Raw genomic sequence first — 15,303 nt, 5'->3', positions numbered from 1 at the left:
CAAAGCAGAGGAAATGAATCATGACGAAAGCCATTTTGATCTTCGCAATCTCACTTGTCTTCGCATCTTTTTCACACGCCGCCTACAAAGACTCCAATGCCAAACGCATTTGTGACGATCTTTCCAGCAACATCGCCAGCGTTGAATGCAACAGAAATATCGAAGGCGAAGCGATCTCATTGGGAGTCGTTAAACTTTGCAGCCAGTTGAGTTTCGGAACTTATGTCGCCGAATGCTTTAAAGTGGGCGCCGGGAATGACTATACCGATGCAGTTTTAAATTACTGCTCTGCCAAAGCCGAAGAATACGATCGCATCACTTGCTTGAAAACAGCGGCTGGCAATGCCCGCAAACTTCCCAAACCCATCCCTGCTTGCGTTCAGGTTGTAACAACCCAATCCCTGGAAGGACTTCAGGAAAGAACTGAAAATATCTATGACAGTGTCAATGCCGACAATAAAGCCAAAGCCCTGGAGCAACTTGAAGATCTTTACAACCGCATCGAAGATCTTAAGAAAAAGATGAAGAACTAAATTGAAAAGTAAAAGAGGATGATAAAATCATCCTCTTTTTTTTAGTTCTAAGCCTGACCTGGGGGAACAGACTTTTAGTATTTGTTAATAATCGATTTCGTTTCTTTGACCGCTTTCGCAGAGGCTTTCACCAGCGCTATACGGCTGTGAACAGCGCGAAGACTTCCGATCTCTCCTCCGACCACGATCACGCGATCCTGAATGGCCTTAATCGTGTCGATCGTTTTAAATCCGCATAATATAATCGTCGAATGATTGGTATTACTAACCGATTCAATAGTTCCACTTTGATCAGCAGCACGCAGAATAATATCGCCATGATTTCCCGAAAGAGATCTGACTGAATAGGCATCCAATCGAATGACTTCATGATTGTACTTCACGACCAGGTTCGTGGCCGGAGCTGAAAAGGCTTCTTTGCTTTCGCAGGCTTTCACAGCATTCGCGATCTCTACATCAGTAATATCCACCGGATCATCACCGTCTATAACTTCCATTTCTGGATCTGCACTACTTGCTGGATCGGACGGAGAATTCAGCGGCTGTGCTTGGGCCTGCAAGGCCCCATCTTGCACAGAACTTAAAGCCACTTTTGCACAGTTTTGATATCCCAATAAAAGCGTCGGAACACCAACCATTATAAAGATCTGTCTCAAGCGCAAATTCATTCTAACTCCCAGTGATTTATAGAAGTTTTCAAATGCAAGTCCCATACTCATGTAAATCCATGCTCCATCTGAAATGTATTTGCAAAGAACTGTTTAAAAGGCCTTCATGATGAAAAGTTCAACATCCTAATATTTCCGGAGGTTAATTCTCGTGTCTCATTTCGATCTGAAAGAGATGCTTTCTAAATTCTCTCGAGTAAAAAACAATTTCATCGCCAATATACGGGGGAACATCATGCCTTGGTGACGATGAAACATGCATCAATTTCGTCTCAGTTAGAGAGCGATCATTATCTTCTTGTTGCACGTGCACATTCAGTTTCTGCAATGGAAACTCCTCTGGCACATCTCTGGCAACGCAAGCTCTTTGAATAAACTAGATTGCGGTTAATTTAGCAGCCTCGAAATTCCATGGCCATCGAGGCTTTAAAGTGATCGCAATTTGGCAAGTTTGACTAACAACTTATCAGGAGAAAACGATGAAAAAAATGATCTTAATGTTAACGATGTCTTTGGTGACTGCATCTTTCGCGCAAGCGGCTTACAAAGATGCCAATGCAAAACGTGTTTGCGACAGTCTTTCCAACTCTACTGCAAGCGTAGAGTGCAACAAAGCGATTGATGGTGAATCCATCTCCCTGGGCGTAACAAAAATCTGTAGCCAATTGAGCTTTGGTTCTTATGTGGCTGATTGCTACAAAGCGGGTGCTGGTTCTGATTATTCAGACGCAGTACTGAACTATTGCAGTAACAAAGCTGACGAATATGACCGTGTGACATGCTTGAAAATGGCTGCTGGCAATGCTCCAAGACTTCCAAAACCAGCTCCAGCATGTAAAGAAACTGTTGTGGTAAAAATCCAGGAGACCGTTTCTCTTCAAGCTCTGCAAGGTCTTGAAACCAGAACATCCAATATCTATGAAAGCCTTCGCAGCGGCAGAACCGACAAAGCGTTGGACCAAGTTGTTGATTTGTTCAAACGTATCAATGAACTTCAGGAACAAGTAAAAGAACTAAGAAAATAGTTCTGAAAAATAAAAAAAGCCGGGATCATCCCCGGCTTTTTTTTAGTTTTGGATTTTATCCAGAACATCCAATCCCAGTTTCCAGCCATCGCCAGCTCCCAGGGTAATAAAGACGTCCCCATCTTTTAACATCGATACGATTTTTTGTGACGACTTTTCATCACGCAAGAAATACTGCGCGTGTTCGTGCTTCATTTCCTGGGCAAGCTTTTCAGAGCTGATACCTGGAATTGGAGCTTCACCAGCAGGATAAATATCGGTTAGCAGAATCTGATCGGCTTCCATAAACGCAGTCGTAAAATCGTGCCAGCAGTGCTGAGTCCGAGAGAAACGATGCGGCTGGAAGTACACCACCAAGCGGTTGTTCGGATACTTTTCACGGAAAGCCTGAAGAACGGCACGCACCTCTGTCGGATGGTGGCCATAGTCATCGTAAACTTTAATGCCGCTTTTTTCGCCTTTGAAGTGGAAGCGACGATCAACTCCATCAAAACGTTGCAGACCCGCTGCGCACGTTTCAAATGGAATACCCGCTGCCAAGCCTGCACAGATCGCTGCCACTGCATTCAAAGCATTGTGACGACCTGGAACATTGAGTTTAAACTTACCCACCAAGTGGCGAGTGCCCAGCAGACGATCGCTGCGATACAAAGAATAGTTTCCTTGCTCGCCCACCAAAACCAAATCGTTCTTTTCATCAAAGCCATAGAACAAAATACGTTTAGGGAAGTTTTCGAAAATTTGACGAACGATGGGATCATCACCGCAGGCGATAATTTTTCCATAGAACGGAACTTTCAGGGCGAAGTCATAGAAATTCTTTTGCAGGTTCTCGAAAGTTTTATAGTGATCCAAATGATCAGAATCGATATTCGTGATAATGGCGATTTCAGGCGTCAGCTTGTTAAAGCTGCCGTCTGATTCATCGGCCTCTGCCACCAACCATTCACCTTCACCCAGAAGGGCGGTGGATTTGATCATTTCAAAACGACCACCCACCACGATTGTTGGTTTCATATTGCCTTCAAGGAAGATCGCCGACGTCATCGAAGTCGTCGTTGTTTTCCCGTGTGTGCCCGCGACAGCGATACCGCGTTTCAAACGCATGATCTCTGCCAAGGCTTCTGCACGTGGGATCAAAGGGATCTGACGAGCACGAGCTTCATAAATTTCTGGATTGCCGTATTGAATAGCGGAAGAGTAAACCACAACGTCAGCATTACCGATGTTGGAAGCTGCATGGCCTTTATAAACTTTCACACCCATTTCGCGCAGACGTTCTGTATTCGCATTATCTGCAATGTCAGAACCTGAAACCTTCGCTCCCATGTTGTGCAAAAGTTCCGCGAGCCCACACATACCGATGCCGCCGACACCTACGAAGTGGAATTTGGCGTGTTGTAATTTCATTGCAAGATTTCCTTTGCGATGGTTGTTGCTGCCTGGGGAACATAAAGATCTTTTATATTCCTAACCATTTGCTCGCGCAAAGCTTTATCTTGGCGAAGAGATTGTACTTCTGAAATCAATCTTTCAGGCGTTAAATCTTTCTGCAAAATCATGCGACCCGCATTTCGGGCGACAAGGCTCTCTGCATTTTTTTGCTGATGATCATCCGCAGCTCCTGGTAATGGCACAATAATAGGAATTATACCAAATGCTGCCGCCTCCGCAATGGAACTGGCCCCACCACGGCTAACAATAATATCTGCCCACTGATAATATTTTGGCATATCGAAGATATACTCATGATAATCCACATTGGCGCCAGAATTTTGATATTTGACAGAAACCAAAGGGAAATCCGCACTACCCAATTGATGAACGACAGATAAATCCTTCGTCCAATCTCCCCCGCCAATGATCGCGTCACTTAAGCAGGTATTGATAACTCGAGACCCCTGGCTGCCGCCGAATGCCAAAAGATGAAACTTCTCATCTTTGTGTGCGGTATGAATGGCTTTTTCGATTTCTTCTCGAACCGGCATTCCCGCCTGAATCACCTCTTTGTTTTTCAAAAATTTTCGGGACTCTTCAAACACCACGAAACATTTATCAACAAAGCGAGACAAGAAACGATTCGCCATTCCTGGCATCACGTTGGGCTCCCACACCGCTGTATTAAAGCCGACGATACTCGCCGCAAGCACGAAAGGCCCTGAAGCATAACCGCCCACGCCGATCACATAGAGAGGCTTTAGCTGCATCAACAAACGGAAAGACTGCCACAAGCCTAAAGGCATGCGCAGAACCGTCTTCAACTTTTTAATGGGACTTTTCACATTCAACTGACCAGATTCGATCAAGTGCAAAGGAAAACCTTCACGGGGAATAATTTTTGATTCCATACCGCGCGCAGTTCCAACGAAGTGAACATCCACGGAAGGATCCAACTTCTGAATAGCGCGCGCAATAGCGATCCCGGGATAGATGTGGCCACCTGTGCCACCCCCAGCGATCACAACAGTTCTTTTAGTCATGTGCTTTCACTTTCGATGCGTTCCAACGAGATGTGCCGAAACGTTTAGAGAATTTATCCTCTTCGAAGGAATTTTCAATGTTCAAAATCAATCCGAACATAAAACACAAAGCGACAAGGGAACTGCCACCGTAGCTTAAGAAAGGCAGCGTCAAACCTTTCGTTGGCAAAAGTCCCATCACCACACCGGCGTTGATGAAAACACTTAAACCAAAAGTCATTGAAAGCCCCAAAGCCAATGCTCTTTTGAAAGGCTCTTCAGCTTTGATCGCAATTTGAATTCCGCGGAAAACCACAAAACCATAAAGAGCCATGATGGCAACGAAACCAACAAAGCCCATTTCCTCGCCCAGTACTGCCAAAGTGAAGTCGGTGTGAGCTTCCGGCAAGAAGAACAACTTCCCTTGACCTTGCCCCAAACCGGCACCCGTCAAACCACCCGAATGGAAGCTCAACATACTTTGAATCACTTGAAAGCCCTTTTGTGCAGGATCAGACCAAGGATCCAAGAACGCCAACACACGGGCACGACGGTAAGGAACCAACATCACCAGAAAGTAAAATGCCGGCAACATCACGGCCATGGATGCCACGATGTATTTCCACTGCAAACCAAAAGCAAAAAGCAAACTCACCGCAACCATCAGGATAATCGCAAAGCTTCCGAAGTCAGGCTGACGAAGCAAAAGGAACAAAGGAACGATCAAAGCCAGCGCCAACCACCACCACTTCACATGGCCCAAAATATTATCGCGGCGACACAGCAGACTTGCGAACCAAACTGAAAAAGCGATTTTTAAAAGCTCTGCTGGTTCAAAGCGGATACCGAATGGCAATTGAATCCAACGAATGGCTCCGCCCACACGCACACCCAAACCAGGAACGAATGTCGCAAGGACTCCGATGGCAGCGGCGAACCACAACATCCATCCGTGCTTTTCAATAATTCTGAAAGGGATATGAACCGTGCCGACTAAAACGCAGGCCGCGATAAGTGCAAAAAGTAATTGGCGTTTGAAAAAGAAAAGACCGTCTCCATAAGATTCGATCGCGAAGATAAAACTGGAAGAGTAAACTTGCACCAGGCCAATGCCTAAAAGTGTGATGATTGCCAGAAACAAGCTGCTTGATAAATATCTAAACATGATGGACTCCCAAAGGCGCAAAGGAAGACTCACTTCCCGCCTTTATTTTAATCAGAAGTCCATTTGTACGTCTAGGATTGGTGCCAAGACTGGACCCTGTCAAAGCAGGGCCCATCGGCAATTACATCGGTGCTTCGATCACTTCTGCACCAGAGTCATTTTTCTTCTCTGTTTTCACGTCAGTGCTAGTTGTCGTCGTTGAAGAACGCTTGTTCACGATCGTTTGTGCGCGGCCCGACATAGAGCAGCAGTACACAATGCCGTTTTCGTTCGAAGCTGTTTTGTAGTTAGTGATAGAGAAGGCGCGTGAGGAATCACAGCGTTTTGCCATTTCCATGCTGAGTTCAACCTCAACGTCAGGAAAGACTTCGCCGCTAACGAAATTACAGTACATACCTGTGTTCGCAGCCAATTTATCACGTTGTTCCTGGCGTGCCTTAAATGTCCCAGATGCGCAGGCAGACAACAAGAAGAGTGAAGACAAAGAAACAACGAGAAGACGAATCACAAAGCCCTCCTAGCTTTATCAAAGAAAAGGCCCTCATCCAATGAGAGCCTTTGTGTTTTGTCATTCTGTAGACAAACAACTCAGTGAAATTTTCTCACGATCTCTTTAAAGTATTCACCACGCTCTTCAAAACTGTCAAACATGTCAAAACTTGAGCAGCCTGGAGAAAGCAGAACAATGTCCCCGATTCTGGACTTTTGGTAAGCGATCAAAACCGCCTCCTCAAACGTACCGATCAGGAAGGTCTCAGAGAAGTCACCAAGGTCGCGATTAATACGTTCTTTCGCTTCCCCGACCAAAATCAGAGTCTTCACTTTGCGTTTTACCGACGTACGAAGAGGTTCATAGTTCAAATTCGTGTCTTTACCACCCGCGATCAAAATCACGTTTTCATCGAAAGTGTCCAAAGCGCGAAGAACTGCGTGAACGTTAGTCGCTTTAGAATCGTTGTAGAACAAGACGCCGCCCACTTTACGAACGTACTCAATACGGTGAGGAAGACCGTTGAATGTCTCGATCACTTTTTGAACCGCTTCACGAGTAGCACCGTGTTCACGAGATGCCAGGATAGCTGCCATCACGTTTTCGATTGAGTGCTTACCGCGCATTTTCATGTTTTTGATATTGAAAGTTTCAATCTCAGGACCTGTGCGCACGCGAATTTCGTCGCCGATATTCACTGCACCACCGATATTCATGATTTGTGGTTCCAAAGCTGGTTTACGAGAGAAGTAGAAAATACGTCCACGTTGAACCGCTGGATCACGCGCCAATTCAACAACGGCGTTGTCGTCTGCATTCAAGATGCTTGTGGTCGCTTGATTTGTGTTTTTGAAAACACGGCGTTTCGCGTTTACGTACTCTTCCATAGAGCGATAACGATCCAAGTGATTTTCAGCCAAGTTCGTAAATACGACGTTACCTGGATTGAAAGTGTCACAGTGTTCAAGCATGAAGCTGGAAACTTCTGCGATCACCACCTGAGCTTTGTCATCAAGGCGAAGGTAATCCACCAACGGCTTTTCATTCGCGCCACCCACCCAAGTTTTAACACCTGATTGAGTCAAGATCGCTTCAGTGATACGCGCTACGGTTGTTTTACCGTTCGTACCAGTAATGCCGATGATTGGTTCTTTGATGAAACCAGCAGAGAACTCGAACTCACCTGTGATCTTGATACCTTGTGATCTTGCGTAATCGAAGATTTTCAAAGTAGAAGGCACGCCTGGAGACAGGATAACCAAATCTTGAGCGATGAAAGTTTTTGGACTGTGACCACCCAATTCATACTTGATTGGAAGATCGCCCAATTGCTCAAGTTGCACAGAAAGTTCCGGTTTGGATTTGTGATCCGTTACCGTCACCTGAGCGCCGTGCTTGGTTAGGAAATGCGCCAAAGACACACCCGTTTTACCAAGACCGACCACCAGGATTCTTTTGTCTTTTAATTCACTAAACTCTTTATACATTCTTCTACCTCAATTTGAGAGTCGCTAGACTTAAAACAGCCAATAAAATCGAAATAATCCAGAAACGAACAATGATCTTCGTTTCGGTCAAACCGCCCAATTCAAAGTGGTGATGAATCGGCGCCATTTTGAAAATACGTTTACCCGTCAGTTTGAAAGAAATCACTTGAGTGATTACCGACAATGCTTCCACCACGAAGACACCGCCCAGGATTACCATCAACAACTCATTTTGAGTGATAACGGCCATCGAACCCAAGAAGCCGCCCAAGGACAAAGAACCCACGTCGCCCATGAAGACCTGTGCGGGATACGCGTTAAACCACAAGAAACCCATTCCCGCAGCAACAATCGTCGCCGCTACCGGAGTTAACTCACCTGCTCCGACCACGTGAGGGATTTGCAGGTAATTCGCGATAGAGTAGTGACCTGTTACATAGGCAAACAAACCCAATGTCGCTGCCGAGATCATCACTGGCACAATCGCCAAGCCGTCCAAACCATCTGTCAGATTTACTGCATTCGCAGTTCCCACGACTACCAAAGCCGCAAACACGATGTAAGCGTAGCCCAGATCGAAACCGAATGATTTTACGAAGGGAATGTAAACTGTTGTGCCCAAATCATGGAAGTGAACCAGATAAGCTACAACCAAGCCAGCGATCAAAAACTCACCCAGTAAACGGATTTTTCCAGAAAGACCTTTGGAGTTCTTTTTGCTTACTTTCAACCAGTCATCCATGTAACCGATCATACCGAAGCCCCAAGTGATAAGCAGAACCGACCAAACCAAGGGGTTTGTCATATCCACCCACAACAAACATGGGATCAAAGTGGAAAGAAGAATCAATCCGCCACCCATGGTCGGAGTGCCGGCCTTCTTTTTATGAGACTGAGGGCCGTCATCACGAATCGATTGACCAAAATGCTTTAGCTGCAGGCGTTTAATGAAATAAGGGCCCCACATCCAGCACAGTAGGAAAGATGTAAAAAACGCGATGAATGTACGAACCGTGATGTAACGAAAGACATTCAATGGAGAGAAGTATTCCGACATTGAATAGAGCCACTGGTAAAGCATGATGTGCGATTCCCCTATATCCTTGGAAATTGATTTTTGCTTGGAACTTTAAGGGTTTAGCACATCGGCACTTTGAAATGCAATGGGAAATTTATAACTATATGATATCGCTGGATATTTTGCAATTTAACGGGATTTTGCCGGAATCATTCAACATGGAAAGTCTGTAAGCTCAAAAGGTAAGTCCGTACCTTTATGGGGTACGGACTTACTGTGTGGGTCTGTGGGGAAATCGAATTCTTAGTGTTGAACTACCACTGCTGAGTTGCTGCCGCCTGATTGAATGATAGTTGCCGAGCTGCCGTTACCTGTTTGCGACACTGAAGCACTGTTTGAAGATCCTGTTTGCTGTACATCTGCTTTATTATTATCACCAACTTGCACCACGCACGCTGTGTTGCTGTCGCCTTTTTGATAAATCAAAGCTGAGTTGTTAGCGCCTGTTTGCGAAACGCCTGCGATGTTCGTGCTGCCTTCTTGTTTCAGAATCAAGTTGGCTTCAGCTTGAGTTTTCGCATCACAAGCTGGAACAACCACCTCACCGTCGCCGTCAACGATACTGCCGTCATCATCAATCACTTCGCCAGGATTCAGTGGGACTTCATCTATTATTTCAGGAGAACCGGTATCTGGAGCACCACTATCAGTAGTTCCTTGGGGCTCTTCACCATCTACAACGGGAATAATAGCCTCTGCACTTCTAAAGCTGCCGAACTGAACTTCAGTTCCTAATTGCGAACAAGCCGTCATAAATAAAGGTGCTGTCGCCAACAAAACTAACATCGATGCAGATTTCATGGTTCCTCCAAAATTGTTTTCACAAAGGAGTAGAGCAAAACGCATGCGCAGGGCTTTTCACGGATCAGATGGAATTAAAAGGATCAGCGGGTGTTTGAAAACTGACGATGCAAAAGTTTTGGTCAAAGTGTGTGAGGATTCCCTAACACGCTTTTCAAGGGAACTTGTTAGCGGCTCGTAAAATGCGACTCTGAGCGAGACACTTCTATGAAAATGCCCCTGAATAAAATGTGAGAGGAAAATTCCACCAGCAAACGGGTCGAAGAAACATCACAATGCGAGACAGTTCGCACGAGGTGTTTTAAATGAAACGGCCAGTGCTTCGACAACTGCGAACTTCACCAACGGCGAAAACATTGTAAATCTAATTGGAGAAAGTAAGGCCGTACCTTTTAGCCCTCATCATCAAGATAAGCTTTTAATTCCTGCATGTGATACTTCCAACCCAGTTGAAAGTCTTTTTGAAGTTTCGCACTTAACTTATCGGGAAACACTTCCCAGCCCTTATGAGTAACGGTCAGGGTGCGGGTCTTACCTTTATCTTCGATCACATAACAGCATTCTGTGGAGGCTTTCGCATCCCAGGTTTTTTCACGCCACGTAAATGTAATGGATTTGTTGGGAACAAGAGAAAGGACTTTGCCGGAAGCGAGTTGCTCATTGCCCTCGTCGTCTTCCCAGGCTTCGCGGAATTTTCCGCCGACTTTTGGCTCAAGGGTGACATCGTCACCCCACCAATTTTCCAGATCGTCAGTATCAGTCAGCGCGCGCCAGATTTCTGCTGCCGTGGCCTTCACCGTAATAGTGATATTGATTTCCTGAGAGTCAGACTCCTCCCCGCTTTTGCGAGGAGGAATGAATTTCGATCCAGACATATTTATTAGAACAAGTTGATGTTCGTAGAAAGAGCCACGTTCGTTCTGTCGTCGCGGATGTCTTTCGGAGTGAACTGAATGTTCGGGTACAAGTAGATGTCACGAGTTACAGAGATACCGAAACCAACTGATTGGTAAGGCTCGATTTGAACCCAACGATCATTAAGCTCGTATTTATAGAACTGGAAGTATCCAAAAACCGTTCTGAATGAGTACGTGTCATTGAACGAGTATTGAAGGAACGGAAACAATCCCGCATTAAGATCGGTACGCATGAAAGTGCCTTTGTCTTGCGCTTTCTTGTATTTAGCGTCTTCAAGGTCACCCTTATAAAGAGTCTTACCACCGCTAATGCTCACGCCGCCATTCCATTTGGAAGTACCGAAATTCGCAAGGATCGTTTGACTGAAGCTAACGCCACCCAAAAGATTTTTTCTTCCAGAAACAGAGTCCGTATAGTGACCATAGGTGACGCTAGAAACCATCTGTGTCCCCATAGCTTTATAACCACGGCTCCAAGAAATTGACGGAGTCGAGAATTCGTAGCGAGGCATTACTTCACCACCACCCATTGCAGTTTCATCAGTGGCTGGCTTTGTGATGTCACCATGCAAAGGATCGTTAATAGTCATACCTGTAGAGAAGGAGACGTTATCACGATCTGTGGCGCGAAGGTTGATACCGATATCACCAGAAAGATAAGCCATAACTTCATCAGTAGAGGAAGTACGATAAGCCGGGCGCACCGAAGAAAGAGGCTCACGCACCGAACCACCGGAATAACCTAGAGAAGATTTAAACGACCATTTGGATTTAGAACCCAATGTTGCACGCAAACGAGCGTCTGTAATTTCATCGTCAACGTCTTTAAGCTTTTCAGTCGGCTTTTTAAGGTCTTCGATTTTTGATGTCGAAGTGTTTGTTGAAGATGCGGCACCAATCTTTGCAGAACTTGATTGAGCTCCGGCTTGCATCGCAGAGAAAGTAAGAGCTGCGATAAGTAGAGAAAGATTTTGTTTCATTAGTCCTCCTAATAATGAGGACTGTTATAGGACATCAGGCCGGATTACTCCAGCCTGAATTTTAGTCAACACTACGATTTTTCTGAAAAATCCAGGGGCTCGCACGGGTAAACGAAGCGCTCAAGCTTCGTGCCACGAGAGGCCTTTACGACGGCAATGTCGCCACTGTGAAGGAAAGTGGCTAAATCTTTGCCAGCGTTTTCTGTAAAATCTTTTTGGATCAGACTTTCCTTAGAAAATTGAGCCTTTTGCAGACCCTTAGTAAACGCGTCGAAATCTTCGCCAACGAAGTAAACTTTTTCAAAGCCGGCTTTGCCCACGCGCTCGCCCAATTCCTCATGCAATTGTGCGGAGGCCGAACCCATTTCTCTCATCTGCCCAAAGACCCCAACTTTCCGTCCGCTTACTGTTAACAATTGCACATTTTCCAGTAAAGCTTTCATACTATCGGGGTTGGCATTATAGGCATCAAAGATCATTTGAGCACCGGATTTAAGGTGAACCAGCTGGTTACGACCCCAGTTTGTCTTACAAGCTGGCAGCCCCATCCAGATCTGCTCCGGAGTCATACCTACAGAAAGCCCCAGGGCTGCTGCCGCCATCAAATTCGTCAAATTTTGTGCGCCAAAGACCTGCACAGTCGCAGTCCCTTGAACACCTTTGATGCTGCCTTTTAGAACCAATTGGCTCATGTTCATGGAAGCAATCATCAAATGCACGTCAGCATGGGGATCTTCGCTAGAGAAAGTGATGACTTTATCCTGCGGGAATTTGTCGTGGCCACGGACAAACATATTATGTGTTTGTTCATTGTCCAAATTGTAGATCCGGATCGCATTTTTCTTAGCAGCGTTATAGATTTCCTCTTTAGCTTCAGCGACTTTTTCGATCGTGCCAAAGAATTCCATGTGCGCGCGTCCCACCATTGTACAAACCACAACATCAGGTTCTGCGATTTGAACGAGTTCGGTGATTTCACCGGCGTGATTCATACCCATTTCAATCACAGCCACTTCTTTTTTAGGATCCAATTGCAGCAGAGTGAATGGCACTCCCCAGTGATTGTTAAAGCTGCCTTTGTTGTAGTGAACATTTTTGGCTGTGCCAATCAACGCGGCCGTAAATTCTTTGGTCGTGGTTTTACCATTGGAGCCCGTGATGGCAACGATAGTGCCTTGAGATTGATGACGAGCCCAGTTACCCAGCTGTTGCAGGGCCTTCAAAGTGTCAGGAACTTTTAAAACAGTGACTTTATTTTTCAAATCATTCACTTGCTCGTTAACTTCATGAACCAACAGGACAGTGGCACCTTGGGTAACAGCTTTATCCAGGAACTCGTGGGCATCAAACGCTTCCCCTTTAAGAGCGATAAACATTTGCCCCTTAAGATCTGCGCGGGTATCGGTACCTATTCCTGTGAACGCGTCACTGTGCTGGCTGATCACTTGCGCATTAGTAGCTTTGATGACGGTTTGCACATCCATGGCTCTCATTACACTCTCCCCTGCAGCGCCTGTTCGGCGACCTGCACATCACTGAATGGAAACTTCGTGCTTCCAATAATCTGATAGTCTTCGTGACCTTTACCTGCGATCAAAATCACATCGCCCTCTTGGGCTCTGCGGATCGTCGCATGAATGGCTTCCTTGCGGTCCGCCAAAACGATCACACGGTTCTTATCCTGGGCATTCACGCCCTTTAAAATATCTTCGATAATAGATTGCGGCTCCTCGGTGCGTGGATTGTCGGAAGTGACCACCACGGCATCAGAGAACTTCAAAGCCATCTCCGCCATCAAGGGACGCTTGCCTTTATCGCGGTCTCCACCACAACCAAAGATCGTCCAGATCTTGGCATTGGACTTGAGACTTTCACGCACCTTCGTCAATGCCGTCAGAACGTTTTCCAAAGCGTCTGGCGAGTGGGCATAGTCCACAAAGACAGAAAGGTTTTTATTATTTGGTACCGCCTGCAATCTTCCGGGGACCCCTGTAAAGCTCGCAATCGCGGCTTTACAAACATCCAATGGGATTCCTGCCGATAGACCGGCACCAATCGCTGCCACAGCATTCATCACATTGTGAGTACCTGACATTGGTAACTCCACCTCAGTAACTCCCACGGGAGTTTTTAAATCAAACACCGTCAATGCAAAATCCATAGTTTTGATTTTGAAACTAAGGTCCGCGGACTTATCAGCACCGTATGTCCAAAGAACTGCAGGGTCTGCCACGTGCATGCGACGGCCGTATTTATCATCGATATTGATGATCGCAAAACATGGCAGCTTTTCAGTCTTCCACAACAGGTCTGTGAACAGACGCTGTTTTGACTCGAAATATTTTTCCATCGTTTCGTGATAATCCAAATGATCACGGGTCAGATTCGTAAAGATCACTGTATTGAACGGGACACTGTCCACGCGGTGCTGATCCAACGCATGCGAGGAAACTTCCATGGCCACAGCCTTGGCACCAGCGTCTTTGAATTCACGCAGACGTTTTTGCAGATTGATTGGATCTGGCGTTGTCATATCTGACGGCCAAACTTTATCCAGCAAGTGATGGTTCACAGTTCCGATAACACCGGTTGGGTTTTGCGAGTGATTAAAAATCGCCTCAACCATATAGGTCACTGAAGTTTTACCGTTCGTACCCGTCACACCCACGCAGAACATTTCCTCTGCAGGGTCACCGTGATAGTGGCTGGCTAAAACATCAAGGGCTTCGCGAGTGTTTTCCACGCGCAAAACGAAACCTTTAAAGTTATTGGGAACTTGATTGGGATCTTCGACCACCAAAACAGAAGCACCGTTGTTGATAGCGTCAGGAATGAAACTGTGGCCGTCGACTTTGACACCACGAATGGCAACGAAAAGTCCGTCAGCAATCACCTTACGCGCATCATTGAAAATCCCAGAGACTTCGATGTCTGGCAAAACATGGCCGGCGATTCCTGGAATTGTTGAAAAAAGATGCTGTAGTTTCATGGGATCAGTATATTATGCTCAAGCTATGAGACAACTCGGAAAAATACATTGCCAAGAAATTAATCAAGACGATAACGCACCCTGGATCATCTTCTTCCATGGTTATGGCGCAGATGCCAATGACTTGTTCTCTTTAGGACAGATGATTCCAACGAAACAAACGTACAATTGGCTTTTTCCGAATGGAATTCTGGAAGTACCTATTGGCCCCGCATGGACAGGTCGCGCTTGGTGGCCGATTGATATGATGGAAATTCAACGCGCTCAGGAAACTGGTGTCCCCCGAGATTTCAGCGGTGAAATACCGAAAGGTTTCGAGAAAGCCCGCGACATGGCCATGGAGATGATCCGCCAACTCCGCGTCCCTTGGAATCAAATCATTTTGGGCGGCTTCAGCCAGGGAGCGATGCTAGCGACTGATTTGTACCTGCGCGCTTCTGAAACTCCCCGTGGCCTGGTTATCATGTCGGGCACTTTGGTTGCCCAAGATGAGTGGAAACCACTGGTCGCAAATCGCTCTGGCCAGAAGTTCTTCCAAAGCCATGGTCAAATGGATCAGGTTTTGGGCTTTAAGCAGGCACAAAAACTTGAGACCCTGCTTACTCAAAACGGCATGAAGGGCTCCTTGCTTGGTTTCCGGGGTGGCCACGAGATTCCAGGCCAAGTCCTTCAAGGTATTGGCCAATACATCAATTCCTTATAGTTCTTACT

The 15,303-nt window shown here is 46.0% G+C and carries 15 protein-coding genes; 3 read left to right on the top strand and 12 right to left on the bottom strand.

Annotation, left to right across the window (positions count from 1 at the left end):
• Window positions 1-20: 20 nt before the first annotated feature.
• On the top strand, window positions 21-533 hold the full coding sequence (locus tag HW988_RS03265) for a hypothetical protein (protein WP_181606203.1): 513 nt from the start codon (window positions 21-23) through the stop codon (window positions 531-533).
• A gap of 74 nt (window positions 534-607) precedes the next feature.
• Here the strand turns inward: HW988_RS03265 and HW988_RS03260 are convergent, their stop codons facing one another.
• Window positions 608-1,252: a hypothetical protein gene (locus HW988_RS03260; RefSeq protein ID WP_181606202.1), complete on the bottom strand. Its 645-nt coding sequence runs from the start codon at window positions 1,250-1,252 to the stop codon at window positions 608-610.
• Window positions 1,253-1,680: 428 nt separating this feature from the next.
• Between HW988_RS03260 and HW988_RS03255 the strand changes: the two genes are divergently transcribed.
• Complete coding sequence (locus tag HW988_RS03255) at window positions 1,681-2,226, top strand: hypothetical protein (protein ID WP_181606201.1); 546 nt, start codon at window positions 1,681-1,683, stop codon at window positions 2,224-2,226.
• Window positions 2,227-2,268: 42 nt separating this feature from the next.
• On the opposite strand, the gene murC is transcribed toward HW988_RS03255, so the two are convergent.
• The 11 genes from murC to HW988_RS03200 form a co-directional block, all read right to left on the bottom strand.
• Window positions 2,269-3,636 (bottom strand): UDP-N-acetylmuramate--L-alanine ligase, encoded by a 1,368-nt coding sequence (gene murC, locus HW988_RS03250; RefSeq protein WP_181606200.1) that lies wholly within the window; start codon window positions 3,634-3,636, stop codon window positions 2,269-2,271.
• Window positions 3,633-4,706: an undecaprenyldiphospho-muramoylpentapeptide beta-N-acetylglucosaminyltransferase gene (murG, locus tag HW988_RS03245; protein ID WP_181606199.1), complete on the bottom strand. Its 1,074-nt coding sequence runs from the start codon at window positions 4,704-4,706 to the stop codon at window positions 3,633-3,635. The genes murC and murG overlap by 4 nt, the downstream gene beginning before the upstream one ends.
• Window positions 4,699-5,850, bottom strand: a complete 1,152-nt coding sequence (gene ftsW, locus HW988_RS03240) for a putative lipid II flippase FtsW (RefSeq protein WP_181606198.1) — start codon at window positions 5,848-5,850, stop codon at window positions 4,699-4,701. Before ftsW ends, murG begins: the two co-directional genes overlap by 8 nt.
• Before the next feature lie 121 nt (window positions 5,851-5,971).
• On the bottom strand, window positions 5,972-6,358 hold the full coding sequence (locus tag HW988_RS03235) for a hypothetical protein (RefSeq protein WP_181606197.1): 387 nt from the start codon (window positions 6,356-6,358) through the stop codon (window positions 5,972-5,974).
• Between the two features lie 80 nt (window positions 6,359-6,438).
• Entirely contained in the window at window positions 6,439-7,827 is a 1,389-nt protein-coding gene (gene murD, locus HW988_RS03230; protein ID WP_142698996.1) for a UDP-N-acetylmuramoyl-L-alanine--D-glutamate ligase, read from the bottom strand.
• Window positions 7,828-7,831: 4 nt separating this feature from the next.
• A complete protein-coding gene (mraY, locus tag HW988_RS03225; RefSeq protein WP_181606196.1) occupies window positions 7,832-8,908 on the bottom strand; it encodes a phospho-N-acetylmuramoyl-pentapeptide-transferase in 1,077 nt (358 codons plus the stop codon).
• A 240-nt stretch (window positions 8,909-9,148) separates the two neighbouring features.
• Entirely contained in the window at window positions 9,149-9,706 is a 558-nt protein-coding gene (locus tag HW988_RS03220) for a hypothetical protein (protein ID WP_181606195.1), read from the bottom strand.
• A gap of 392 nt (window positions 9,707-10,098) precedes the next feature.
• Window positions 10,099-10,581, bottom strand: coding sequence for an SRPBCC domain-containing protein (locus HW988_RS03215; protein WP_181606194.1), 483 nt, complete (start codon window positions 10,579-10,581; stop codon window positions 10,099-10,101).
• Between the two features lie 5 nt (window positions 10,582-10,586).
• On the bottom strand, window positions 10,587-11,603 hold the full coding sequence (locus tag HW988_RS03210) for a hypothetical protein (RefSeq protein WP_142698992.1): 1,017 nt from the start codon (window positions 11,601-11,603) through the stop codon (window positions 10,587-10,589).
• A gap of 71 nt (window positions 11,604-11,674) precedes the next feature.
• A complete protein-coding gene (gene murF / locus HW988_RS03205) occupies window positions 11,675-13,096 on the bottom strand; it encodes a UDP-N-acetylmuramoyl-tripeptide--D-alanyl-D-alanine ligase (RefSeq protein WP_181606193.1) in 1,422 nt (473 codons plus the stop codon).
• Window positions 13,096-14,592, bottom strand: coding sequence for a UDP-N-acetylmuramoyl-L-alanyl-D-glutamate--2,6-diaminopimelate ligase (locus HW988_RS03200; RefSeq protein ID WP_181606192.1), 1,497 nt, complete (start codon window positions 14,590-14,592; stop codon window positions 13,096-13,098). Before HW988_RS03200 ends, murF begins: the two co-directional genes overlap by 1 nt.
• Between HW988_RS03200 and HW988_RS03195 the strand changes: the two genes are divergently transcribed.
• Window positions 14,591-15,295, top strand: coding sequence for an alpha/beta hydrolase (locus HW988_RS03195; RefSeq protein ID WP_255490187.1), 705 nt, complete (start codon window positions 14,591-14,593; stop codon window positions 15,293-15,295). The two genes, HW988_RS03200 and HW988_RS03195, sit on opposite strands and share 2 nt — an antisense overlap.
• Window positions 15,296-15,303: the final 8 nt, after the last annotated feature.

Source organism: Bdellovibrio sp. KM01, assembly GCF_013752535.1.
In the GTDB taxonomy this organism is placed as follows: Bacteria; Bdellovibrionota; Bdellovibrionia; order Bdellovibrionales; family Bdellovibrionaceae; genus Bdellovibrio.
Note: the sequence above shows the minus strand (reverse complement) of the source record. Positions and strands in the feature narration are given on the sequence as shown.

Excerpts from the sequence above, each read along its gene's own strand:
- HW988_RS03265 (WP_181606203.1), top strand. The coding sequence starts at position 21 with ATGACGAAAGCCATTTTGATCTTCGCAATCTCACTTGTCTTCGCATCT.
- HW988_RS03260 (WP_181606202.1), bottom strand. The coding sequence starts at position 1,252 with ATGAGTATGGGACTTGCATTTGAAAACTTCTATAAATCACTGGGAGTT.
- HW988_RS03255 (WP_181606201.1), top strand. The coding sequence starts at position 1,681 with ATGAAAAAAATGATCTTAATGTTAACGATGTCTTTGGTGACTGCATCT.
- murC (WP_181606200.1), bottom strand. The coding sequence starts at position 3,636 with ATGAAATTACAACACGCCAAATTCCACTTCGTAGGTGTCGGCGGCATC.
- murG (WP_181606199.1), bottom strand. The coding sequence starts at position 4,706 with ATGACTAAAAGAACTGTTGTGATCGCTGGGGGTGGCACAGGTGGCCAC.
- ftsW (WP_181606198.1), bottom strand. The coding sequence starts at position 5,850 with ATGTTTAGATATTTATCAAGCAGCTTGTTTCTGGCAATCATCACACTT.
- murD (WP_142698996.1), bottom strand. The coding sequence starts at position 7,827 with ATGTATAAAGAGTTTAGTGAATTAAAAGACAAAAGAATCCTGGTGGTC.
- mraY (WP_181606196.1), bottom strand. The coding sequence starts at position 8,908 with ATGCTTTACCAGTGGCTCTATTCAATGTCGGAATACTTCTCTCCATTG.
- HW988_RS03220 (WP_181606195.1), bottom strand. The coding sequence starts at position 9,706 with ATGAAATCTGCATCGATGTTAGTTTTGTTGGCGACAGCACCTTTATTT.
- HW988_RS03215 (WP_181606194.1), bottom strand. The coding sequence starts at position 10,581 with ATGTCTGGATCGAAATTCATTCCTCCTCGCAAAAGCGGGGAGGAGTCT.
- HW988_RS03210 (WP_142698992.1), bottom strand. The coding sequence starts at position 11,603 with ATGAAACAAAATCTTTCTCTACTTATCGCAGCTCTTACTTTCTCTGCG.
- murF (WP_181606193.1), bottom strand. The coding sequence starts at position 13,096 with ATGAGAGCCATGGATGTGCAAACCGTCATCAAAGCTACTAATGCGCAA.
- HW988_RS03195 (WP_255490187.1), top strand. The coding sequence starts at position 14,591 with ATGGGATCAGTATATTATGCTCAAGCTATGAGACAACTCGGAAAAATA.
- HW988_RS03200 (WP_181606192.1), bottom strand. The coding sequence starts at position 14,592 with ATGAAACTACAGCATCTTTTTTCAACAATTCCAGGAATCGCCGGCCAT.